Annotated in this window: 22 protein-coding genes; 13 read left to right on the top strand and 9 right to left on the bottom strand. The window is 70.2% G+C overall.

The annotated features are described in order from the left end of the window. Positions 1-151: 151 nt before the first annotated feature. Positions 152-1,090, bottom strand: coding sequence for a DHH family phosphoesterase (locus Acy02nite_RS02250; protein WP_203738051.1), 939 nt, complete (start codon positions 1,088-1,090; stop codon positions 152-154). Between the two features lie 183 nt (positions 1,091-1,273). Between Acy02nite_RS02250 and zwf the strand changes: the two genes are divergently transcribed. Next, positions 1,274-2,764: a glucose-6-phosphate dehydrogenase gene (gene zwf / locus Acy02nite_RS02245; RefSeq protein ID WP_203738050.1), complete on the top strand. Its 1,491-nt coding sequence runs from the start codon at positions 1,274-1,276 to the stop codon at positions 2,762-2,764. A gap of 76 nt (positions 2,765-2,840) precedes the next feature. Beyond that, on the top strand, positions 2,841-3,176 hold the full coding sequence (locus Acy02nite_RS02240; protein WP_203738049.1) for an STAS domain-containing protein: 336 nt from the start codon (positions 2,841-2,843) through the stop codon (positions 3,174-3,176). Between the two features lie 391 nt (positions 3,177-3,567). Here Acy02nite_RS02240 and Acy02nite_RS02235 read toward each other — a convergent pair whose 3' ends face one another. Beyond that, positions 3,568-4,392: a DUF1775 domain-containing protein gene (locus tag Acy02nite_RS02235; protein ID WP_203738048.1), complete on the bottom strand. Its 825-nt coding sequence runs from the start codon at positions 4,390-4,392 to the stop codon at positions 3,568-3,570. A gap of 188 nt (positions 4,393-4,580) precedes the next feature. Here Acy02nite_RS02235 and Acy02nite_RS02230 point away from each other — a divergent pair, with 188 nt between their 5' ends. From Acy02nite_RS02230 to Acy02nite_RS02220, 3 genes are all read left to right on the top strand, one after another. Continuing rightward, positions 4,581-4,790 carry an RNA-binding S4 domain-containing protein gene (locus Acy02nite_RS02230; protein WP_203738047.1) on the top strand — a complete coding sequence of 70 codons (210 nt, stop codon included), beginning with the start codon at positions 4,581-4,583 and terminating at the stop codon, positions 4,788-4,790. Between the two features lie 102 nt (positions 4,791-4,892). Beyond that, positions 4,893-5,756: a hypothetical protein gene (locus tag Acy02nite_RS02225; RefSeq protein ID WP_203738046.1), complete on the top strand. Its 864-nt coding sequence runs from the start codon at positions 4,893-4,895 to the stop codon at positions 5,754-5,756. Between the two features lie 143 nt (positions 5,757-5,899). Then, positions 5,900-6,544 (top strand): hypothetical protein, encoded by a 645-nt coding sequence (locus Acy02nite_RS02220; protein ID WP_203738045.1) that lies wholly within the window; start codon positions 5,900-5,902, stop codon positions 6,542-6,544. A 55-nt stretch (positions 6,545-6,599) separates the two neighbouring features. Here the strand turns inward: Acy02nite_RS02220 and Acy02nite_RS02215 are convergent, their stop codons facing one another. Next, the gene (locus Acy02nite_RS02215) at positions 6,600-6,968 is read right to left on the bottom strand and encodes an FKBP-type peptidyl-prolyl cis-trans isomerase (RefSeq protein ID WP_203738044.1); all 369 of its coding nucleotides are present in this window, start codon (positions 6,966-6,968) and stop codon (positions 6,600-6,602) included. A gap of 134 nt (positions 6,969-7,102) precedes the next feature. Here Acy02nite_RS02215 and Acy02nite_RS02210 point away from each other — a divergent pair, with 134 nt between their 5' ends. The 5 genes from Acy02nite_RS02210 to Acy02nite_RS02190 all read left to right on the top strand — a co-directional run bounded on the left by Acy02nite_RS02210 (position 7,103) and on the right by Acy02nite_RS02190 (position 11,219). Continuing rightward, positions 7,103-8,020 carry a lytic polysaccharide monooxygenase gene (locus Acy02nite_RS02210; RefSeq protein WP_203738043.1) on the top strand — a complete coding sequence of 306 codons (918 nt, stop codon included), beginning with the start codon at positions 7,103-7,105 and terminating at the stop codon, positions 8,018-8,020. A 137-nt stretch (positions 8,021-8,157) separates the two neighbouring features. Beyond that, positions 8,158-8,433 (top strand): hypothetical protein, encoded by a 276-nt coding sequence (locus tag Acy02nite_RS02205; RefSeq protein WP_203738042.1) that lies wholly within the window; start codon positions 8,158-8,160, stop codon positions 8,431-8,433. An 18-nt stretch (positions 8,434-8,451) separates the two neighbouring features. Continuing rightward, a complete protein-coding gene (locus tag Acy02nite_RS02200) occupies positions 8,452-9,846 on the top strand; it encodes a DUF4331 domain-containing protein (protein WP_203738041.1) in 1,395 nt (464 codons plus the stop codon). After that, entirely contained in the window at positions 9,843-10,220 is a 378-nt protein-coding gene (locus Acy02nite_RS02195) for a phospholipase (protein WP_203738040.1), read from the top strand. The genes Acy02nite_RS02200 and Acy02nite_RS02195 overlap by 4 nt, the downstream gene beginning before the upstream one ends. A gap of 9 nt (positions 10,221-10,229) precedes the next feature. Beyond that, positions 10,230-11,219: an AraC family transcriptional regulator gene (locus Acy02nite_RS02190; protein ID WP_203738039.1), complete on the top strand. Its 990-nt coding sequence runs from the start codon at positions 10,230-10,232 to the stop codon at positions 11,217-11,219. Positions 11,220-11,311: 92 nt separating this feature from the next. Here Acy02nite_RS02190 and Acy02nite_RS02185 read toward each other — a convergent pair whose 3' ends face one another. Together Acy02nite_RS02185 and glgC are read right to left on the bottom strand one after the other, a co-directional pair. Further along, complete coding sequence (locus tag Acy02nite_RS02185) at positions 11,312-11,734, bottom strand: YunG family protein (protein ID WP_203738038.1); 423 nt, start codon at positions 11,732-11,734, stop codon at positions 11,312-11,314. A gap of 80 nt (positions 11,735-11,814) precedes the next feature. Next, entirely contained in the window at positions 11,815-13,047 is a 1,233-nt protein-coding gene (glgC, locus tag Acy02nite_RS02180; RefSeq protein ID WP_203738037.1) for a glucose-1-phosphate adenylyltransferase, read from the bottom strand. Between the two features lie 126 nt (positions 13,048-13,173). On the opposite strand from glgC, the gene glgA reads away from it, so the two are divergent. Continuing rightward, positions 13,174-14,367, top strand: coding sequence for a glycogen synthase (glgA, locus tag Acy02nite_RS02175; protein ID WP_239174091.1), 1,194 nt, complete (start codon positions 13,174-13,176; stop codon positions 14,365-14,367). Beyond that, positions 14,364-15,989, top strand: coding sequence for a glycoside hydrolase family 10-like protein (locus Acy02nite_RS02170; RefSeq protein WP_203738035.1), 1,626 nt, complete (start codon positions 14,364-14,366; stop codon positions 15,987-15,989). The genes glgA and Acy02nite_RS02170 overlap by 4 nt, the downstream gene beginning before the upstream one ends. Positions 15,990-16,058: 69 nt before the next feature. Here the strand turns inward: Acy02nite_RS02170 and Acy02nite_RS02165 are convergent, their stop codons facing one another. The 3 genes from Acy02nite_RS02165 to Acy02nite_RS02155 are packed head-to-tail and all read right to left on the bottom strand — an operon-like array spanning position 16,059 to position 19,222. Next, complete coding sequence (locus tag Acy02nite_RS02165) at positions 16,059-16,736, bottom strand: hypothetical protein (RefSeq protein ID WP_203738034.1); 678 nt, start codon at positions 16,734-16,736, stop codon at positions 16,059-16,061. A gap of 58 nt (positions 16,737-16,794) precedes the next feature. Then, positions 16,795-17,766 (bottom strand): alpha/beta hydrolase, encoded by a 972-nt coding sequence (locus Acy02nite_RS02160; RefSeq protein WP_203738033.1) that lies wholly within the window; start codon positions 17,764-17,766, stop codon positions 16,795-16,797. Further along, positions 17,759-19,222 (bottom strand): MFS transporter, encoded by a 1,464-nt coding sequence (locus Acy02nite_RS02155; protein ID WP_203738032.1) that lies wholly within the window; start codon positions 19,220-19,222, stop codon positions 17,759-17,761. Before Acy02nite_RS02155 ends, Acy02nite_RS02160 begins: the two co-directional genes overlap by 8 nt. A 68-nt stretch (positions 19,223-19,290) precedes the next feature. Between Acy02nite_RS02155 and Acy02nite_RS02150 the strand changes: the two genes are divergently transcribed. Further along, a complete protein-coding gene (locus Acy02nite_RS02150; protein WP_203738031.1) occupies positions 19,291-19,896 on the top strand; it encodes a TetR/AcrR family transcriptional regulator in 606 nt (201 codons plus the stop codon). A gap of 169 nt (positions 19,897-20,065) precedes the next feature. Here Acy02nite_RS02150 and Acy02nite_RS02145 read toward each other — a convergent pair whose 3' ends face one another. Next, a complete protein-coding gene (locus Acy02nite_RS02145) occupies positions 20,066-20,890 on the bottom strand; it encodes a protein phosphatase 2C domain-containing protein (protein ID WP_203738030.1) in 825 nt (274 codons plus the stop codon). Between the last annotated feature and the right edge of the window lie 3 nt (positions 20,891-20,893).

Here is a 20,893-nt window from a genome sequence, read left to right as displayed (position 1 = left end):
CCACGGAGGCCGCCCTGGAGGGTTTCGCGTTCTGGGCCGGCCACGGCCCTGCGAAGCCCGCAAGGGTCCCCGCGGGAGCAGCGGACCTCGGCCACGGCGGACGTAGGACATGGTGATCTTGACGTTGAGCTTCGCCTCGTTGAACCGATCTTCAGACCGGGACGACCCGTTCGGTGCGCAGGGCGTCGATGATCTCGCGCTCGACGCGGTCGGACTCGTCGTGCGGGACCTGGCAGGTGCCGGCGGCGATGTGGCCGCCGCCGCCGTAGCGGAGCATGATCTCGCCGATGTCGACCGGTGACGTGCGGTCGAGGATCGATTTGCCGCAGGCGAAGACGGTGTTGAGCTTCTGGCGGCCCCAGATGATGTGCACCGAGACGCGGGCCTCGGGGAACAGCGCGTAGACCATGAAGCGATTGCCGGCCTCGATGGTCTCCTCGTCGCGCAGGTCGACGACGATGACGTCGCCGTCGAGGTGGCTGACGCGGTGCAGCTGCTCGACGAAGCGGGCCGAGCAGTCGTGGAAGAGCATGGCGCGCTCGGCGACGTCGGGCAGCGCGAGGATCTCGTGGACGTCCTGGTGCTCGATGCAGGCGTCGATGAGCTGCATCATCAGCTGGTAGTTGGAGATCCGGAAGTTGCGGAAGCGGCCCAGGCCGGTGCGGCTGTCCATCAGGAAGTTGAGCAGCGTCCAGCCGGTCGGGCTGAGGATGTCGGTCAGCGAGTAGTCGGCCGAGTCGGCCTGGTCGACGGCGCGCATCAGGTCGTCGGAGACCTTCGGGAAGCGCTCGCGGCCGCCGAAGTGGTCATAGATCACGCGCGCGGCGGACGGCGCGTCGGCGTCGATGATGTGGTTGCTCCGGTCGCCCTCGTTACGCAGCGTCTCCGAGTGGTGGTGGTCGTAGACCTGGTACGCGCGGGCGTCGTAGGGCAGGTTCGTCAGGATGTCCCGATCGGTGATGTCGACGACGCCGTCCTGAACGTCCTTGGGGTGCACGAACATGATGTCGTCGATCATGTCGAGGTGCCGCAGCAGCACGGCGCAGACCAGGCCGTCGAAGTCGCTGCGGGTCACGAGCCGGTACTTCACGGGGTCCCCCTCGGTTGCCAGACCTTTGCGCCCATTTTGCCACTTTTATCGGTTAGGTCTTTGTCGCATCGAGAGAAGCGGTCGCATTGTGCTCGGCGGCACACGTCGCGATGAACCATCAAGGGGGGCCGCTGCGTAAGGTTCAAACGGACGGTAACGACCCGGTCGGAGGACACGGAGAAGATGGACCAACCTCAGCTCATCCAGGAGCGCAGCGCGCCGCCGGCCACTCTGGTGATCTTCGGCGCCTCTGGTGACCTCACCCGTCGCAAGCTGCTGCCGGCGGTCGAGAGCCTCGCCCGGCACAACCGGCTGCCCGACCAGTTCGCCCTGGTCGGCGTCGCCCGGACACCGATGTCCGACGAGCAGTTCGCGGAGAGCGCCCTCGGCGGCCGCAGCCTGAGCGAGAAGCGACAGCTCGCCGGCGGCATCCGCTACGTCTCGGGCGGCTACGACGACCCGGAGACCTACAAGCGGCTGGCCGAGACGCTCGACGAGCTGGACGCCCAGCGCGGCACGTCCGGTAACCGGCTGTTCTACCTGTCGACCCCGGCGAACGCGTTCGAGCCGGTGATCTGCGGGCTCGACGGCGCCGGGCTCAACCACGCGCCCGAGGGCTCGTTCGCGCGTCTGGTGATCGAGAAGCCGTACGGGCGGGATGTGGCCACCGCGCGCGAGCTCGACGGCGTCGTGCACGCCGCGTTCGACGAGACCAGTGTCTTCCGGATCGACCACTACCTCGGCAAGGACACGGTTCAGAACGTTCTGGCCCTGCGCTTCGCCAACTCGATCTTCCAGCCGATCTGGGACCGCTCCTGGGTCGACCACGTGCAGATCACGGTCGCCGAGACGCTCGGCGTCGGCACCCGCGGCGGCTTCTACGAGTCGGCCGGCGCGATGCGCGACATCGTGCAGAACCACGTGCTCCAGGTGCTCGCGCTCGCGCTGATGGAGCCGCCCGCGTCGTTCGGCGGCGAGGGCCTGCGCAGCGAGAAGGTGAAGCTGCTCCAGGCGATCCGGCTGCCCACCGACCGGGACATCGCCGACGCCGCGGTGCGCGGGCAGTACACGCGGGGCGGCACCCGCGAGGAGCTGATGGCCGGCTACCGCGAGGAGGTCGGCGTCGACCCGCTGTCCCGCACGGAGACGTATGCGGCGCTGCGCCTCAACGTCGACAACTGGCGCTGGGCCGGCGTGCCGTTCTACGTGCGCACCGGCAAGCGGCTCCCGGCCCGGGTCACCGAGGTCGCGCTGCAGTTCCAGCGTCCGCCGCACCTGCCGATCCCGACCAGCCAGCTCACCGAGCTCGACGCCGACGCCCTGGTCCTGCGCATCCAGCCGAACGAGGGCATCTCGCTGCGCTTCGGGGCGAAGGTGCCCGGCCACTCGTTCCGGGTGCGGACGGCGAGCATGGACTTCTCCTACGACCAGACCTTCGTCGAGGAGTCCCCGGAGGCCTACGAGCGCCTGCTGCTGGACGCGCTGGTCGGTGACGCGTCGCTCTTCATCCGCAGCGACGAGGTGGAGCAGTCGTGGCGGGTCGTCGACCCGATCATCGAGCACTGGGCGAACGACCGCTCGCCGATCCCGACGTACGAGGCCGCCTCCTGGGGCCCGGCCGACGCGGACCGGCTGATCGGACGCAACGGTCGTAAGTGGCGTAACTCGATCTGAGAAACTGCGGGTGTTGGCGGGCTCGCATAGGGTTGCCTGTACGAGTCCGCCCCCCGACCCGAAGGTTCACAGCACAATGCAGGTATCGGTCGCGCACCATCCACCCAACACGGCCGTCCTCGTCCTGCGCGGTTCCCTCGACATCGACACCGCGCCCGCGCTCAAGGCCAACCTCGGCCGTCTCGTCGAACGCCCCTCCCCGCGCGTCGTCGTCGACGTGGCCGGCCTCGACTTCTGCGACTCCATGGGCGTCGGGGTGCTGGTCACCGCGCACGGCCGCGCCATGGAGCGGGGCGGTTGGGTCCGCCTGGCGGCGCCGTCCAGTTTTCTCCGGCGCCTCTTCGACACGCTCGGTCTCAGCGACTACTTGCCGATGTTCGCCGACGTGGCGACAGCCCTGAAAGACGATTGACCCACCCTTGAGGTACGGACGCGGCGGCGTCCCGTCCGTCCGGACCGCGACGCCGCTCCGGCACCGGGCCGCCACCGCGCCGCCGCCCTCCCGGCTGGCCCTCACGGTCGTTATCCGTCACTCATGAGGACCGTGAGCGCCAGCCCGGGCCGGGGAGAGTGCGTCGCGGCTGGGGATGTGCTCGGAACTGTCCGGCGGCCAGCAGCAGCGCAGAGCAAGCAGGCGGGTGGGGAGTCGACTCCCCACCCGCCTGTCGTGCGGATCACGGGCCTTGCCCGGGGCCCCACCCGCCTGTCGTGATCAGCGCCCCACGCGCCTCACCCGACTGCCTCACGCCCACCCGCGTGAGGTTTCCCGCTGCAAGGACCCTGCCCTGCGGGGGAGTCTTGTCTCAGCCCTTGAGGCTCCAGCGACCGGCCGCCACCGGCTCCTTGCCGGAGTCGGCCTCCGCGTCGGGCGTGCCGCCCGACGAGCTGCTCTCGTCCTCCGGCGCGGGGGACTCGTCGGGCTCCTCGGCGCGGTGGCGGTTGCGGAGGATCATCACGCCGGCGCCGAGCAGCGCCAGGAGCGCGACCACCCAGCCGGCCACGGCGAAGGCCGAACCGCCGCGGGCGTCGTCCTCGGCTTCGGCGACCGCCTGCTGGAAGACCGCGTCCTCGCCGGCGGCTGGGCCGGCGTCGCCGTGGGCCGCGTGACCGGCCGCGGCGATCGAGCCGTCCGGGTCCGGGGTGAGCGCCAGGCTCGTGGTCATCGCGGGCGCGTCCTTGCCGTCGGCGTACCTGCCGGTCAGTGAGAACGTGATCGAGCTGAGCGTGGGCAGGGGGCCCAGCGCGACGCTGAGGTCGGCCGCGCCGCCCGGCTTGATCTCCTTGCCGGCCATCGCGATCCACGTGATGGACTTCGGCGCCTCGGTGACCGGGGTGCCGCCGTGGATCGTCTTCAGCGGCTCGGTGAGCTGCTGGTAGTCGATCTTCGGCGCCCAGTCGTCGACCGAGAGCGGATAGACCTCGGCGATCGGGCTGTCCGCCGGGATCAGCAGCGTCACCTGCGACACCGGCTGGGTACCGTCGTTGACGTAGTGGTAGGTCAGGTTCTGCCCACTGCCCTGTGGCACGCTGGCCGGGCTGACGGTGACGTCGGCATACGCCGGGCCGGCCGTCACGCCGAGCACCCCGGCGGCCGTCACGAAGGTGAGCGCTGTTACCGAATACCTCACGGAGGTTAGTTCGGATCACGGGCCCCGATGGTTCAACAGCCGTCAGAAAGTTTTCGAGTTCTTTTCAGCGCGGTCGCCCGTCGTGTCGCCGGGGCACGACCGTGGGGCCCGGACTGCCGCCGCGTGGCCGGGGACACGGTCGCCGCCCTGCCGTCGGAGCACGGGCCGCGGTGCCGGATGATGTCCGGATGCGCGACGTGCCGATCGACGGCGACATGATCCGGCTGGGCCAGTTCCTCAAGCTGGCCGACCTCATCGACACCGGGGGCGAGGGCAAGATCCTGATCGCGTCCGGCGATGTCACGGTGAACGGTGAGGTGGACACCCGGCGGGGACGCCAGCTGCACCCCGGCGACGTGGTGTCGGTGCTCGGCAGGAGTGCGCGCGTCGTACCGTGATCGGGTTCTCCAGGGGATGAGCCGGGCCGCAAGATCCATCCTTTCGGCGGGTTTGTCGCGCCGGGGCGGAACCGGTGGGCGGATCGTCTCGTCGAACCCGTTATGACCCGAACCCGCGGCCTTCTGACCGCCGCCGTCCCCCTGATCCTGATGGCCGGGTGTGCCCGCCCGGGCGAAGCCGGTTCCGCCGCCGAACCGGTCACCGAGAGTGCCGCCGCCACCCCTGCCGTCCTGGTCCGCATCGCGCAGGAGGGCGGCTTCGTCCCCGCCAACTATGCCTACGGCCGGTTGCCCGACATCACCGTCTACGCGGACGGGCGGGTGATCAGCAACGGTCCGGTGCCGATGATCCATCCGGGCCCGGCGCTGCCCAACGTGCTGGTCGCGCAGATCACTCCGGCACGGGCTCAGCAGTGGGCCGACGACGCCCTGAAGGCCGGCGTGAAGTCCGGTGCCGATCTCGGGACGCCCGGCATCACCGACATCCCGGACACGGTGATCACCGCCACGTCTCAGGGCCGGACCGAGACGGTACGGGTCAACGCCCTGCGCCAGGCGCGGCCCGACGACCCGAACCTGACCGCCGATCAGCGTGCCGCCCGGAAGAAGCTCGTCGCCTACGCCGACGCGCTGACCGGGTTCGCCGCCGAGACCGGTTCGCCCGCGCCGGCTGCCTACCGGCCGGTGACCCTGGTGGCCCTGGTCGAACAGTATGTGCCGGGCGACGCGAAGCAGGAGGAGAGGGCCTGGCCCGGCCCGGCGCTGCCGGGTGAGGAGCTGAACCCCGGCACCGGGCTGCACTGCGTCGCGGTCACCGGCGCCGCGAAGGACCTCGTGCAGGCGGCCGCCGAGAAGGCGAACCAGCTCACCCCGTGGACCTCCGGCGGCAAGCAGTGGCGGGTCACGTTCCGTCCGCTGCTCCCGGAGGAGACCGGCGGGTGCGCCGCGCTGAAGGGGGCCCGGTGATCCCGATCGACGAGCCGTGGCCGCCCGCCCCGGAACCCGAGCCCCGGGACGAGTTCCGGGGCTCTGCCCGGCCCGTGCCGCGGGAGTTCACGGGTGCGCCTTCGATGTGCGGTTGATTCGCATTTCTACTAGCGTCGAGGGGCGTGAGTGGAACGGGGATCGAGGCAGCGCAGATCTCGGTGGCGCTGCTGCTGTTCGCCGTGCTAGCGCTGGGCGGGATGGCGATCGTCGCCGGCCGTCGCTCGGCCGCACCCGCGGCGCCCGAGCCGGCTCCGGAGGTGGTGGAGTTGGAGAGCGGCGCCGGCGAGGTGTGGGCTGCGGCACAGCGCGCGGTGCAGGCCGCGGACGCGGCGCGGGAGCGGGCCACCGAGGCGAACGATGTGCGCGACGAGGCCGAGGAGCACTACCAGCAGGCGCGGTGGGACGCGTGGACCGGCCCGAAGGACGAGAGCCGCACGCTCGTCGAACGGGCGGCTCTGGAGGCGTACCGCCGGGGTGATCTCTCGGTGGATCAGCTGAACCGGATCTGGCAGCACACCCGGCCGGACGAGTCCGAGGTCGAGCGGATGGACCGGGAGATCGCTGAGGCCAAGCGGCGTTACGAGGAGTCGCTGCTCGAGGCGGTCGCGGAGCGGCGCAACGCGCACGTGGCCGAGGTGGCCGCCGAGGTCCTGGCCGAGGAGGCCCGGATCGCCGAGGAGGAGGCCGCCGTCGCGCGGCTGGAGGCCGAGGCGGCCGAGGGACTGTCCGGGTTGTTGCAGGGGCCCGGGGACGACCCCCGGCCGTAGGCTCACGGCCCGTGGATCACGCGTCGCGATCCACGGGCCGGAACCTACTGCCGCGTCAGTGGACCTCGACCAGGTCCACCACGAAGATCAGGGTCTCGTTCGGCTTGATCACGCCGCCCGCGCCGGCCGCGCCGTACCCCAGGTGCGGCGGGATGGTGAGCTTGCGACGGCCGCCGACCTTCATCCCGGCGACGCCCTGGTCCCACCCGGCGATGACCTGCTGGCCACCGACGCGGAAGCCGAGTGCCTCACCGCGGTTGTAGGAGGCGTCGAACTCCTTGCCCGTGGACTGGGCGACGCCCACGTAGTGAACGCTGACGAACTCGCCGGGCTTGGCCTCCGGGCCGGTGCCCTCGACGATGTCCTCGATCACGAGATCGGCGGGCGCTTCGTCGGGGATGTGACCGACGTCGGGCTTGTTCATGAATCCTCCAGGATGGTGATACTGGCCTAGCCATGCAATCACAGCCCAGCCGTCACTGAACGAGCGGTGCCGGATCTGCGTATCCCCGGGTGACCGGGAACGTCCCGGTCGTGTGACATGCCTGGGAGTGTCCCGTGTCCGTCCGCCGCCTCTGTGCCGCCGCTCTGCTCACCGCGGCGGCCACTGTCGCCCTGCCGTCCCCGCCCGCCTCGGCGCACGGCGCCCCGATCACGCCGATCAGCAGGTCGGCCGCCTGCGCGGGCAACGGGATCAAGACGTCGGCGGCGGCGTGCAAGGCGGCCAAGGTCGCCACGAACGGGTTCATCGGGGCGTTCGACAACCTGCGGATCGCGAACGTGAACGGCAACGATCGGAAGGCCGTGCCGGACGGCAAGCTGTGCAGCGGCGGTCTCGACAACTACAAGGGACTCGACCTGCCCCGCGACGACTTCCCGTCGACGAGCGTGAAGTCAGGGCAGAAGCTTCCGATCTCGTACGAGGGAACGATCCCGCACCAGGGTCAGTTCCGGGTCTTCCTGACCCGGCCGGGCTACGACCCGTCGAAGCGCCTGACCTGGGACGACCTGGGGAGCAAGCCGATCGGGACGTTCACCGACCCGCCGCTGACCGGTGGGTCGTACCGGATGTCGGTGACGCTGCCGCAGCGGACCGGGCGGCAGCTGCTCTACGTGGTGTGGGAGACCTCCAGCACCCCGGACACCTATTACTCCTGCTCCGATCTGGTCTTCCCGGCCGCGCCCGTGGCCTCGTCGGCGCCCGCGGCCCCGTCGGCGGCGGCCACCAAGAAGGCCGCGCCGGTGCGGACCGCGCCGGTGCGGACCAGTTCCCCGGCGCCGGAGGCGTCCATGGCCGCGCCTGCCGCCGAGCCGGCCGCGGAGTCCACCGCCGACCCGGTTCTCGCCGCGGCCACCTCACCGGAGGAGAAGTCCTCGATCACTGCGGGTCACTGGATGATCGGCGCAGCGCTAGGTGCGGGGGTGGTCGCGCTTCTGGTCGCGCTCGTCGGCCGTCGCCGGCGTTCAGGGCTCTGAGCAGCCAATAACGCCCCTATCTCGGGGTCCTGAGAGGTACCTGGAAAAAGTTTTGAACTCCTGGATCTCCAATCACGTAATCACCGGCGTCGACAATGCAACGCCCGTCCGGCCCCCCAACAGACGAAAGGCCCAGCATGAGTCGTAGTCGCTACCGTGCCCAGGCGTTCCCGCGGTTCAATCGCCGGAGGATGCTCGCGCTGACCGCCGCAGGTGTCGGCGTGTCGGCCGCCTCGGTTGCCGGGCTCAGCCTCGCCTCGGAGAACGAGACCACGTCGTCCTCGGACGGATCCCCCCTGGTCATCTCGGTCCGGGACGCCAAGAAGGGCGAGATCGACGTCTTCTCCGGCGGCTCGAAGAAGACCGTGACCGACAAGAAACTCGTTGCCCAGCTGCTCAAGGCCGCTCGCTGATCCGGAGGAACACCAACAATGTCTTCTCACCGCGAAGCGCCGGAAATCAGCAAGGACCCGGTTGCCGACAGTTCCGACCTGTACGCGTTCGTCAGCCCCGACGATCCGGACACGGTCACCATCATCGCGAATTACGTCCCGTTGCAGATTCCGGCGAGCGGCCCGAACTTCTTCGAGTTCGGCGACGACGTGCTCTACGAGATTCACATCGACGCGAACGGCGACGCCCGCCCGGACGTCACCTACCAGTTCCGCTTCGTGACCGAGCTGCGCAACGACCGGACGTTCCTCTACAACACCGGCCAGATCGAATCGCTGGACAGCGAGAACTGGAACCGGCGGCAGTTCTTCTCGGTGACCAAGGTCGACAGCCACGGCAAGCAGACCGTGCTCGCCAAGAAGCTGCCCTGCCCGCCGTGCAACGTCGGCAAGGTCTCCATCCCGAACTACGAGAAGCTCGCCGCCGACGCGGTGCACAAGCTGAAGAGCCGCGAGACGGTCTTCGCCGGCCAGCGCGCCGACGCGTTCTTCGTCGACCTCGGCGCGATCTTCGACCTGGCCACGCTGCGCCCGTTCCAGGACAAGCACCTGGTCGGCCAGAAGCTGTTCAACTACGCCGGCAAGGCGGTCAACGCGACCGACCAGACCAACGTGCACAGCATCGCGATCAAGATCCCGCTGGACATGGTCCGCCGGGACGGCAAGAAGCGGGTCAAGGCCAGTGACGCCGGCGCGGTGATCGGCGTGTGGACGTCGGCCAGCCGCCGGCAGGTGCAGGTCCGCAACGGCGACAACAAGAACGCCGACGTGTACGTGGGCCCGCAGGTCCAGGTGTCGCGGCTCGGCAACCCGCTGTTCAACGAGGTCATCGTCCCGATGGCGCAGAAGGACAAGTGGAACAGCCTGCCGCCGAGCGAGGACAAGAAGTTCGCCGAGTTCGTGGCCACCCCGGAACTGGGCGGGCTGCTGCCGGTGCTCTACCCGGGCCTGTTCGACAACCTGGCCGCGCTCAACAAGGAGAAGAAGGACCGGGCGGACCTGCTCGCGATCCTGCTCACCGGCATCCCGAGCGGCCTGATCGACGGCTTCCAGAACAACACCGGCGAGCTGCAGGCCGACATGCTGCGGCTGAACACGGCGATCCCGCCGGCGAAGAAGGAGAACGCGTTCGGCGTGGTCGGCGGGGACGTGGCCGGCTTCCCGAACGGGCGCCGGATCGCCGACGACGTGGTCTCCATCTCGCTGCGGGCGATCGCCGGCGTCACCGTGCCGCTGGTGAACAAGGACTTCAAGCCGGACGCCGCGGCCGCGCTCGTCGAGCAGGGACTGAGCATCAAGAACGTCAGCTCCGGCCTGCTGAAGAAGTTCCCCTACCTGGGTACGCCGTTCGACGGATTCTCGGTGCCGGCATGACGCACTCTCACGACCACGGGCATCCGCATCACCACCACACTCTCGCGCCCTCGGGGCAGGGGACGGTGATGCTGAACATCGGCGGCACGATCGGCGCGCTGATCATCGACACCCCGGCCCGGTTCCACGGCCACGAGATCGAGATCAGCCCGGCCGGCGCCCCCGATCAGCGGCAGCACGCCGCCGTCCGGGCCCGCTACGTGCGCGGCGGCGTCACGTACTGCGTGGTCATCGACAATCTCGCCGAGGGCCGGTACGCGGTCTGGGGCGACGGCGACGAGCCGCTGACCGAGCTGGACGTGCGCGGTGGCGCGGTCGCCCAGTTCACCTGGCCCGAGAACGCCGTACCCGGAAGGACGCTCCTGACGGTCTAGGGTGGGACGATGGCGGGCCTCCCGGTCGATGTCCCGGTCCACGTCGCGCTGCACACCACCGACGTGGAGGAGGCCCGCGCCTTCTGCCGCAAGCTCTACTACGCGCCACTGCGGATCGAACCGGTCGGTGACCCCGGCCGGTTCGACTTCAGCGCCGACGTGGTGGAGCTCGGGCCGATCACGGTCGGCGAGGTCGGCTACGGCACCGACATCAGGGTCTCGATCGGGGACCTGGAGACGGCGTACCACGTGCTGGTCCCGCTGACCGGGGTGCTCCGCTCCCGGCACCACGGCGCGATGGTGCTCGCCGACCCGACCCGGGCCGCCGTCTTCCGGCCCATCGGGCACATCGAGCTGGAGTGGCCCGGCTCGTGCCGGCTGCTCAGCGTGAAGGTCGACCGTGCCGCCCTGGAACGCGAGCTCGACGCCGCGCTCGACCAGCAGGTGGTCTCACCGCTGCTGCTCGGCGCGAGTTTCGACCTGATCGACGGGCCCGGGCGCACGTGGGTGGCGCTGGTCCGCCTGCTGCTCGCCGAGTTGCGCGGTGCGGACGGCCTGGCCAGCCAGCCACGGATGGCGGCCCGCTGGCGCGATCTGGTGGTCAGCGGGCTGGCGCTGACGGTCGAGCACCCGTACGGCGAGGAGCCGGCCGGGCTGCAGGGGCCGTACCGTCCGCGGACCGTCAAGCGCGCGCTGGACGCCATGCACGCCGCGCCGGCCCGGGCGTACACGTCGCGGGAACTGGCGGCGATCGCCGGGGTCGGGGTCCGGGTCCTGCAGGACGCGTTCCGTCAGCACGTCGGCATGTCCCCGATGACGTACCTGCGGCGCCTGCGCCTGGACGGCGTGCACGCCGAGCTGACCCGCGCGGACCCGGGCACCGCGAGTGTCAGCGAGGTCGCGTACCACTGGGGCTTCACGCATCTGGGTCGCTTCGCCGGGGCCTATCGCGCCCGTTTCGGCGTCTCCCCGTCCGCGACCCTGCGCGACCGTTCCTGACCGTTCCTGATCAGGGGCCTCGCTGGTCAGCGTCCCCGACCGTTCCTGATCAGCGGCCGCGCTCGCTGGTCAGCGTCCCCGACCGTTCCTGATCAGCGGCCGCGCTCGCTGATCAGCGTCCCTGACCGTTCCTGATCGGCGAGGGCGGCCATCACGCGGCCCCGGAACAGCTGCCATTGCGCCGTGATCCGCCGCGGTCCAGCTGTCGGCGCCGGGTACGGCACCGCCCCCGTGACGATCTCCTCCGGCCGGAACTGGCCGGCGGTGAGGTCGACGTCCCGGCCAACGGGCAGACGATTCCACCAGTGGTGCCCGACCTTGACCCCGCCGACCAGGACCTCGCCGAGCAGCAGCTCACCGCCGAGCAACTCCTGCACCACCAGCGCGGTCACCCCGCACTGCCCGCGGGACGGGTTCGCCGGTGTCCAGACGGGCAGGTCGTGCGGGTCGCAGGTGTCCCGGCTCCACGCCGCTCGCAGGATCGGCGCCAGCATCTCCAGGGTGAGCTCTGTCATGGGGAGGAGCGTGCCGCCTCGACCTGGTCGAGGGTCAAGCTTCGACCTGGTCGAGGGGTCGAGCGGAGCGCGGCCGGGCGTTACAGCTCGACTCGCTGGCCCTTGCCGATGACCACCACGCCGTTGTCGCTGACCGTGTAGAGCTTGCGATCCCGATCGAGATCGACGCCGATCTGCGCGCCCTCCGGGATCGTCACGTTCTTGTCGATGATGGCGTTGCGGATGACCGAGCGGCGGCCGACCGAGACGCCCTCCATCAGCACCGAGCCCTCCACGTGCGCCCACGAGTTGACCCGCACGTTCGGCGAGATGATCGAGCGCTCGACGAGGGCGCCGGAGACCACCACGCCGGGGGAGATCATCGACTCGATGGCGCGGCCCTGCCGGTCGTCGTAGCCGTGGACGAACTTGGCCGGCGGCCACGAGCCGTAGTTGGTGAAGATCGGCCAGTCGTGGTTGTAGAGGTTGAAGATCGGCAGGGTGGCGATCAGGTCCATGTGGGCCTCGTAGAACGAGTCGAGCGTGCCCACGTCCCGCCAGTAACCGCGGTCGCGATCGGTCGCCCCGGGCACGTCGTTGTCGCGGAAGTCGTAGACGTTCGCCTCGCCGCGCTCGACCAGCATCGGGATGATGTTGCCACCCATGTCGTGCTTGCTGTCCGGGTTCTGCGCGTCGCGGGAGACCGCCTCGCAGAGCGCCCGGGTGGTGAACACGTAGTTGCCCATCGACGCGTAGACCTCGTCGGGGGAGTCGGCGAGACCCTTCGCGTCGCGCGGCTTCTCCCGGAACGCCTGGATCTTCTTCCCGTCCGGCCCGACGTCGATCACGCCGAACTGGTCGGCCAGCGACAGCGGCTGCCGGATGCCGGCGACGGTGACCGCGGCACCCGAGGCGATGTGGTCGTTGACCATCTGCTTCGGGTCCATGCGGTAGATGTGGTCGGCGCCGAAGACGATCACGTAGTCCGGCGACTCGTCGTTGATCAGGTTGAGGCTCTGGTAGATCGCGTCGGCCGAGCCGGCGAACCACCGCGGGCCGAGCCGCTGCTGGGCCGGCACCGGGGTGACGTAGTTGCCGAGCAGCGTGGACATCCGCCACGTCTTGGAGATGTGCCGGTCGAGCGAGTGGGACTTGTACTGCGTGAGAACGACGATCTTGAGATAACCGGCGTTCGCGAGGTTGGAGAGAACGAAGTCGATCATGCGATAGATGCCGCCGAACGGGACACCGGGCTTGGCCCGGTCCGCAGTAAGGGGCATCAGGCGCTTGCCTTCTCCACCGGCCAGAACGATCGCAAGCACCTTGACAGCCATGGCAAGGACGCTAATATCCCGGCCTTCCGTTCGCCACCGGAAAGCACGGCGAACTTTGGTGAAGGTGCTCTCTCCAGCGGTGTCTCCCCGATGCCGCCGGCCCGGGCGCGGGCTATCCTGCGGGGCGTGGCTCTCCGTGTGGACCTTCTGACCCGTGAATACCCGCCGGAGGTGTACGGCGGCGCCGGCGTGCACCTGGAATACCTGACCAGGGACCTGCGGCGGCTCGCCGACGTGCGGGTGCACTGCTTCGGCGCACCCCGAACCGAAGAGGGCGTGACGGCGTACCCGGAGCCCGCCGAGCTGGCGGGCGCCAACGCCGCGCTGCGCACCATGGGGGTGAACCTGGCGATGGCCGACGGCTGCGCCGGTTCGAACATCGTGCACAGCCACACCTGGTATGCGAACTTCGCCGGGCACACCGCGAAGCTGCTGCACGGCATCCCGCACGTGATGACCACACACAGCCTGGAACCGCTGCGCCCGTGGAAGGCCGAGCAGCTCGGCGGGGGATACGCACTCTCCTCCTACTGCGAGCGGACGGCCATCGAGCACGCCGACGCGGTCATCGCGGTCAGCGCGGGGATGCGGCGGGACGTGCTGAAGGCGTACCCCACGGTGAATCCCGACAAGATCAAGGTGGTCTACAACGGGATCGACACCGACCTCTACCAGCCGGATTCCGGCACCGACGTCGTCGACCGCCTCGGCATCGACCGCAACCGGCCCAGTGTCGTCTTCGTCGGCCGCATCACCCGGCAGAAGGGCCTGCCCTACCTGATGCGGGCCTGCAAGGAGCTGCCTGCCGAGGCGCAGATCATCCTGCTGGCCGGCGCCCCGGACACTCCGGAGATCGCCGCGGAGGTCACCGCCCTGGCCGACGAGCTGCGCGCGGCGCGCGATGCCGGCGGTGTCGTCTGGGTGCAGGAGATGCTGCCCAAGCAGGAGGTCATCCAGGTCCTCACGCACGCCACCGTCTTCGTCTGCCCGTCGATCTACGAGCCGATGGGCATCGTCAACCTGGAGGCGATGGCCTGCGAGACCGCTGTCGTCGCCACGGCGACCGGCGGCATCCCGGAGGTCGTCGCGGACGGTGAGACCGGTCTGCTCGTCCCGATCGAGCAGGCGGAGGACGGCACCGGCACCCCCCTGCACCCGGAGAAGTTCGTCACCGACCTGGCCGCCACCCTCACCCGGGTGCTGAACGACCCGCAGCTCGCCGAGCGGCTGGGCAAAGCCGGTCGCCGACGCGCCGTGGAGCACTTCAGCTGGGCGCGCATCGCCGAGGACACGCTCGACGTCTACCGGTCGGTGCTGTGACCGGGGTCCAACGTCTCCGCCTCGGGCTGATCCTGTCGGTCGTGCTGATCGCCGCGCTGGCGATCGGCGCGGGGCTGGCCCGGGCGGCGTTCTACCAGGCCTCCGCGGCGCCGGTGATCCGCGGCGGCACGTTCGCCGCGCCCGCCGCCCCCGCCGGAACGACCGGCCAGTGCGCCGGGCAGCCCACCCGGGCGACCCGCGAGCTGCGCGGCATGTGGCTGACCACTGTCTACAACCTGGACTTCCCGAGCAAGCCGGGCCTGAGCGAGGCCCAGGTCAAGGCGGAGTACGAGGGGTGGCTCGACCTCGCGGTCGCGCAGAACCACAACGCCATCTTCGTGCACGTACGGCCCAGCGGGGACGCGTTCTGGCCGTCCGACTACGCGCCCTGGTCGAACTGGCTCACCGGCCGCTTCGACGGGAAGTCGCCCGGGTGGGATCCGATGGCGTTCATGGTCGCCGAGGCACATGCGCGCGGCCTGCAATTCCATGCGTGGTTCAACCCGTACCGCGGAACTCAGCCGGCCCCCGGCGGTGGGGTCGGCGTCGACGCCGCGAAACTCGCGCCGAACCACCCGCTGCGCCTGCACCCGGAATGGCGGGTCGCCTACCCGTCCGGCACGACCGGCCGTTTCTACTTCGACCCGGGAATCCCCGAGGCCCGCAAGTTCGTCGAGGACTCGATGCTCGAGGCCGTGCAGAAGTACGACGTCGACGGCGTGCACTTCGACGACTTCTTCTACCCCTACCCGGAGGGCAGCGGGGAGGACTTCCCGGACGCCGCCTCGTTCGCGAAGTACGGCGCCGGCAAGTCCAAGGCCGACTGGCGCCGCGAGAACGTGAACACGCTGGTCCGCGAGATGCACGAGCGGCTCGCGCAGACGAAGCCGTGGGTCAGTTTCGGGATCAGCCCGTTCGGCATCTGGCGCAACAAGGCGACCGATCCGAAGGGCTCGGCCACGAGCGGCCTGGAAAGCTACGACACCATCTACGCCGACACCCGCACCTGGGTGCAGAACGGCTGGCTCGACTACATCGTCCCGCAGCTCTACTGGACGATCGGATTCGACAAGGCCGATTACACCACGCTGCTGAAATGGTGGTCGGCGCTGATGAAGGGCACGAACGTCCAGCTCTACATCGGCATGGCCGACTATCGGGTGGGCGAGAAGGGCGACTGGAGCAAACCCGCCATGCTCGACCGGGAGATGACCCTGAATCGGCAGTACGGCGTGCAGGGCGAGATCCATTTCAGCGCCGCCCAGGTCCGTGACGACAAGCTGGGCGCCGTCACCCGGTACCGGAAGGCGCACTACGCGGCGCCCGCGCTGCTGCCCCGCCTCGCCCGGCTGAACGCCACCACTCCGGCGACCCCGCAGCTGACCGCGGCCCGTAAGGACGCGTCCGGCAAGCTGATCTTCACGCAGAGCGGGGTGGCGACGACGAACTGGGCGCTTTACCGCACCAGCGGCGGCCCGGCCGACCTGGTCGCGACCGGCCGCGCCGGCAGCGAGATCGCCGACCCGCACCCGGCCGCGAACAGCACCTACTGCCTGAGCGCCGTCGACCGCAGCGGCGACGAGAGCCCGCTCAGCCCGGCGCTGACCCCGCCGGCGGCCTGATCGGCGGCCCGGGTCACCTGCGCCGCCGACCTGGCCGCGGCAGCGGCCGCCCAGGCCACGGTCGAGCCCTCAAGGTTTGACGGTGAATTCGGCGCTGCTGGCGCCGGGCTTGACGGCGAATTGCTGTTGGCACATCCCGTTGTAGTTGGCGACTTCCCAGACACTGCCTCCGTAAGTGGTGTACCGAACACTGTCGCCGGACTGAAGAATCCGCTTGAACACCCGGCTTCCCCCCGAGTTCCGCCAATACAGCTTGATCGTGGCGACGTTGTCGTTCGTCACCGTCAAAGGGATTCCGAAGGTGTCGAAGCTCCGCGAGCCCCGCTGTTCGCACGACATCGTCGGTGCGTTGCGAGAGCGGAATCCATGGAGGACGGCGCCGGCATTGACAATCCGGGTCGGGCCGGAGGGCGGACCGTCGAAGGTGGTGACGTTGTCGCAGCCGCGCCCGTCGTTGCACACGAACGGATTGCTTTTCTTCGCCGCGTCGGAAAGGTCGCCTCCCAGGTCTTTCGCCCCCTGCGCGGCGTGGCAGGCCACGTCCCAGGGCGGGCAGCCGGTGTCGGCGGCCGACGCCGGGTGCGTCCCGATCGCTGTACCGGCGACCAGACCTGCCGCCGCGGCCGCTACCCATGTCAGCGTGTTCATGAAGTCGCTCCCCTCGTGGTTGAGAACTTCACTGCACCATCGCTTTTCGGGCGTCGTTTCCGCATCGGCCTCGCCCCGCCGACTCAGCCGATGGGGCATGGCCCGAATGGTCAGCCATCTGTGCAGGGCGGCATGGTGTGATGGCGCGTCGCCGACGTCATGCAGCGAGTAGTCGGCTGGTCCACGTCGTCAGCGCTGTGGTAGCGGTCCGTGACAGTGCTGCTTGGGGCATCATGCTGGTGAAGCCGTGGAATCCGCCCGGCCAGACGTGTAACTCGGTGTTGATTCCGGCGTGCCACAGTCTGCTGGCGTAGGCAACTGTTTCGTCGCGGAACACTTCGGCGCTGGCGCAGTCGATGTAGGTCGGTGGCATGCCGGTCAGGTCGGTGGCCCTGGCGGGGGCGGCGTAGATCGAGACGTCGTCACTGCCGCGCCGGTCGCCGAGGTAGGCGGTCCAGCCGAAGCGGGTCATGGCGCGGTCGGCGACGCCGACGCCATCGATCTGGTGGGTCGAGACGGTCGAGTCGCTGTCGTCGAGCATCGGCGAGATCAGGATCTGCCCGAACAGTGGTGGTCCGTGCCGGTCGCGGGCCAGGAGCGCGGTGCCCGCGGCGAGTCCGCCGCCGGCGCTCTGCCCGACCAGCACGATGCGCGCGGGGTCGATGCCCAGCTCGCCGGCGTGGGCGACGGTCCACAGAAGGCCGGCGTAGCAGTCCTCGACCGGGTAGGGATCGGGATACTCCGGCGCGAGGCGGTAGTCGACGCTGATGAGGACCACGTCGTCGTGGGTGAGCAGCCATTCGTCGTAGGAGTCGAGGTTGCCCAGGTAGTGGCCGAACATCATGCCGCCGCCGTGCATGGTGTAGAAGCACGTCGCCGGGCCGGTGTGCCCGATCCGGCTGATGACGGCCAGGTTGATGGGGGCGCCCTGGTAACCGGGAACGGTGCGGGTGCGGCGTTGCAGACCCTGAGCCCGCAGCCGCTCGTCGAGGGCCTGTTCGGTGGTGTCCAGCATCCGCATGCGCGGCAGCATCTCGGTGGTCAGGGTGAAGGGGCCGCGTTCGTGCATGGCGGTGAGGAACACGTCGAGCTCGGGGTCGAACGGCGGGCGCGGCAGGACGTCAGACATGGTGGGGCTCCTTGGCCGCAATGGTGGTGTGCGAGCGGATGAGGCCGTAGGCGACGAGCGCGGCCGCGACAGCGGTGAGGGTGAGAGCCGCGATCGTCAGCGCCTGCTGGAACTGCCCGGCCTGTGCGGGGCTCCAGGTCGAGGCGGTGAGGCTGCCGGTGAACAGGGCGGCCAGGATGGTGCCGGTGGTGGCGATCCCGACGCCGGTGGCGAGCTCGCTGGAGGTGTCGACGAGGGCCGCGCCGATCGAGGTGCGGTTTTCCGGCAGGCCGCGCAGCACGTTGGTGCCGGCCGCCACCCCGACGACGCGCATGCCGGCGGCGACGAGCACGAGCGCGACGACCACCCCGGGGTAGCCGAACCTGCTCAGTGCGGCGAAGGCGGCGAGACCGGTGACGACGGCCGCGGCGCTGAGCCAGGCCGCCCGTTGCAGGCCGACGCGCCGGACGAAGGGGGCGACGAAACGACCGCCGGCGAGCAGCACGATGACCTGCGGCAGCATGCCGACGGCCGCCATCGCGGGCGACCAGCCCCAGGCGAACTGCAGCAGCAGCGTCACCAGGTAGCCGAGGCCTGCGACGGCGAGGCCGGCGGCGGCCTTGTAGGCCAGGCCGCTCGACACCAGCGGCAATGCCAGCAGCCGCAGGTCGAGCAGGGGATGACGTGCCGTTCGCTCGCGCCGGACGAAGGCCGCCGCCGCGGCGATCGTTGCCGCCACGGCCGTCCAGGGCGCCCACGAGCCGGCGCCCTCGTCCACGAACAACGTCGGCGTGACCAGGGCCAGGATGATCGTCGCTGTGCCCAGCACCGCGCCCGGAATGTCCAGCGGATCGGCATGCAGGCCGCTCGGCTCGTCCGCGGCGACGCCGAGGCGGATCCCGGCGAACGCGAGCGCCGCGATCGGCACATTGACGAGGAGCAGGACCTGCCACGGGGCGACGGCGAGCACGAACCCGCCTGCCGTCGGGCCGATCGCCAGACCCACCAGCCCGGCGGTCGAGATCACCGTGATGGCCCGCACGCGCAGGTCGTCGGCCTGGAACAACCGGAAGGCCAGCGCCATCGAGCCCGGGGTCGTCATCGCCGCCGCGACTCCCATGCACGCCCGGACCGCGATGAGCTGCCAGGTGGTCGACACGACCATGGTCGTGAGACTCGCGGCGCCCAGCAGGACCAGACCGGCCAGCATGACCCGGCGTCGCCCGAATCGGTCGGCGATCGCCCCGAACAGCAGCATCAGCCCGCCGAAAACGACCGAGTACGCGCCTGTCACCCACTGCAGCGTGGTCGTCGTCGCCTGCAGCTCACGGCCGATCGTCGGCAGCGCGACGTTGAGGATGGAGTTGTCGAGCATCTCGAACAGGAACACCGCGGACAACCCGGTAAGGGCGATCCATCTGGCACCGAGCGACTCGGATCGAGCCGTAGCGGCGGGGCTCGCCTCAGGAGTGGACATACCACTACGTTAACTGACTAAAGCTAGTGACACAACCACTATGCTGACGGCACTCAGGAGGGGGCCGCATGCCACGCACCGATGCTCGCGGGGGACCGCAGACACGCGCTCGGATCTCGCAGATCGCCACCCGGCTCTTCCTCGACCAGGGGTTCGACGCCGTCACCGTGGCCGACGTCGCACGCGAGGCCGGAGTCTCCACCGTCACCGTGTTCAAGCACTTCCCGCGCAAGGAAGATCTCCTGCTGGACCGGGCCGACGACGCCGTGCAGCTGCTGCGCTCGGCGGTCCGCGACCGTCCCGCCGGCACCGGCGTGCTGGACTCGCTGGAGGCCATGGTGCTGCGGCTGGCCGAGGACGGTCACGGGCTGTCGGGCACCTCCGTCGAGTCCGTCCCGTTCTTCCGCACCGTGGCCCGCTCCACCCCGCTCATCGCGCGGGCCCGGGAGCTCGCCGCTGAACTGCAGCAGGTGCTGGCCGACGAACTCGACCGCGACCCGGGTTTCGACGGCGACAGCACGCTGCTCGCCGCGTTCTTCATCGCCGGTTACACCACCGTGCTGGTCGACAACGCGCGCCGGCACCTCGTCGGCGAAGCCTCCACCGCGATAGCCCTGCACCATCGCCAGCGCCTGGGCCAACTCTTCCGGACCCTGCGCAACGCCGTTCGCTGAACGACGAACCGCTCGCGCCCGCCGTCGATCAGTCCGCCGCGCGGAACCTGGCGCGCGACTATTCGGCGGAAACTGGTCCGGGCGGGATGGGGTGCTTCGGCGGCGCGGGCGGCTGTCACCGCCGGTCATGATCAGCAGCGGCAGGACGCGGGCGTGACCCGGAGCAGCGTCATGCAGGGGGTCGGAGCTCGGCTTCGACGCTCAGGTGGACCGCGGTGGCGTCGTCGTGGGGTTTGGCCCGGGGCCAGCGCGACCCGGCCGGGTCGGACAGTTCGGCGGCACGGGTGCGGCGCAGGAGCTCCTCCGGGCCGGCCGAGGTGAGGGACGCCAGGAGACCTTCCCAGGTTTCCAGGGCGAAGGTGTCGACCAGGCGGGTGGCGCCGTCGCTGAGCAGGGCGAGTGACGTGACCGCGGCCGAGCCGGTGATCGCCTCGGCGGCCACCGACGGGTCGGCCGACGCCACCCAGTACCCGCCGGGGCGGTTGCGGTGCCCGAGAGTGGCCCGGACGAACGCGCGCCGCGCCTCGGCGTGTTCGGGGGTGCCGTTGCGCAGACTGTCCATCGGGGCGCGGTAGCGGTTGCCGACGGCTTCGACGCGGGGGTCGGTGATGACCTCGGGGCGTTCTGACGCCGTACTCAGCAGGAGCACCGAATCGGCCAGGACCAGGTATTCCACGGCGGGACCGGTGAACCGCACGATGATCACCGTGGCGCTCGGTGAGCCGGGGTGCGCCAGGTCGCAGGTGTCCCGGTGGGCGTCGGCTGTCGCCGAGACGGCCGACGCGAGCACCGACCGCAGCGGGCCGTCGCCGACCCGGGCGAGGATGGCGGCGCCGAGGCGGCGGGTGAACCAGGCGACGCCGTGGCGGCAGCCGTTGTCCATCTCCGCCGCGCCGGCGCCGTCGAGCAGGACCGCCGCGTCCGGGGTGACCGCCGCGAAGTCCTCGTTGGGGCGGTGCGGCGACGCCGGGAGGGTGGCCAGCCGCGCCCGCATCCC

This window comes from Actinoplanes cyaneus (genome assembly GCF_016862095.1).
Lineage (GTDB): Bacteria > Actinomycetota > Actinomycetes > Mycobacteriales > Micromonosporaceae > Actinoplanes > Actinoplanes cyaneus.
This window is presented reverse-complemented; position numbering and strand designations above follow the sequence as displayed.

Bases quoted from the DNA above. Each gene is read 5' to 3' on its own strand.
- Acy02nite_RS02190 (WP_203738039.1), top strand. From the start codon at position 10,230: ATGGCGGGCCTCCCGGTCGATGTCCCGGTCCACGTCGCGCTGCACACC.
- Acy02nite_RS02225 (WP_203738046.1), top strand. From the start codon at position 4,893: ATGACCCGAACCCGCGGCCTTCTGACCGCCGCCGTCCCCCTGATCCTG.
- Acy02nite_RS02185 (WP_203738038.1), bottom strand. From the start codon at position 11,734: ATGACAGAGCTCACCCTGGAGATGCTGGCGCCGATCCTGCGAGCGGCG.
- Acy02nite_RS02155 (WP_203738032.1), bottom strand. From the start codon at position 19,222: ATGTCCACTCCTGAGGCGAGCCCCGCCGCTACGGCTCGATCCGAGTCG.
- Acy02nite_RS02215 (WP_203738044.1), bottom strand. From the start codon at position 6,968: ATGAACAAGCCCGACGTCGGTCACATCCCCGACGAAGCGCCCGCCGAT.
- Acy02nite_RS02160 (WP_203738033.1), bottom strand. From the start codon at position 17,766: ATGTCTGACGTCCTGCCGCGCCCGCCGTTCGACCCCGAGCTCGACGTG.
- Acy02nite_RS02165 (WP_203738034.1), bottom strand. From the start codon at position 16,736: ATGCCCCATCGGCTGAGTCGGCGGGGCGAGGCCGATGCGGAAACGACG.
- Acy02nite_RS02205 (WP_203738042.1), top strand. From the start codon at position 8,158: ATGAGTCGTAGTCGCTACCGTGCCCAGGCGTTCCCGCGGTTCAATCGC.
- Acy02nite_RS02195 (WP_203738040.1), top strand. From the start codon at position 9,843: ATGACGCACTCTCACGACCACGGGCATCCGCATCACCACCACACTCTC.
- Acy02nite_RS02200 (WP_203738041.1), top strand. From the start codon at position 8,452: ATGTCTTCTCACCGCGAAGCGCCGGAAATCAGCAAGGACCCGGTTGCC.
- zwf (WP_203738050.1), top strand. From the start codon at position 1,274: ATGGACCAACCTCAGCTCATCCAGGAGCGCAGCGCGCCGCCGGCCACT.
- Acy02nite_RS02145 (WP_203738030.1), bottom strand. From the start codon at position 20,890: ATGCGGGCGCGGCTGGCCACCCTCCCGGCGTCGCCGCACCGCCCCAAC.
- Acy02nite_RS02150 (WP_203738031.1), top strand. From the start codon at position 19,291: ATGCCACGCACCGATGCTCGCGGGGGACCGCAGACACGCGCTCGGATC.
- Acy02nite_RS02240 (WP_203738049.1), top strand. From the start codon at position 2,841: ATGCAGGTATCGGTCGCGCACCATCCACCCAACACGGCCGTCCTCGTC.
- Acy02nite_RS02230 (WP_203738047.1), top strand. From the start codon at position 4,581: ATGCGCGACGTGCCGATCGACGGCGACATGATCCGGCTGGGCCAGTTC.
- glgC (WP_203738037.1), bottom strand. From the start codon at position 13,047: ATGGCTGTCAAGGTGCTTGCGATCGTTCTGGCCGGTGGAGAAGGCAAG.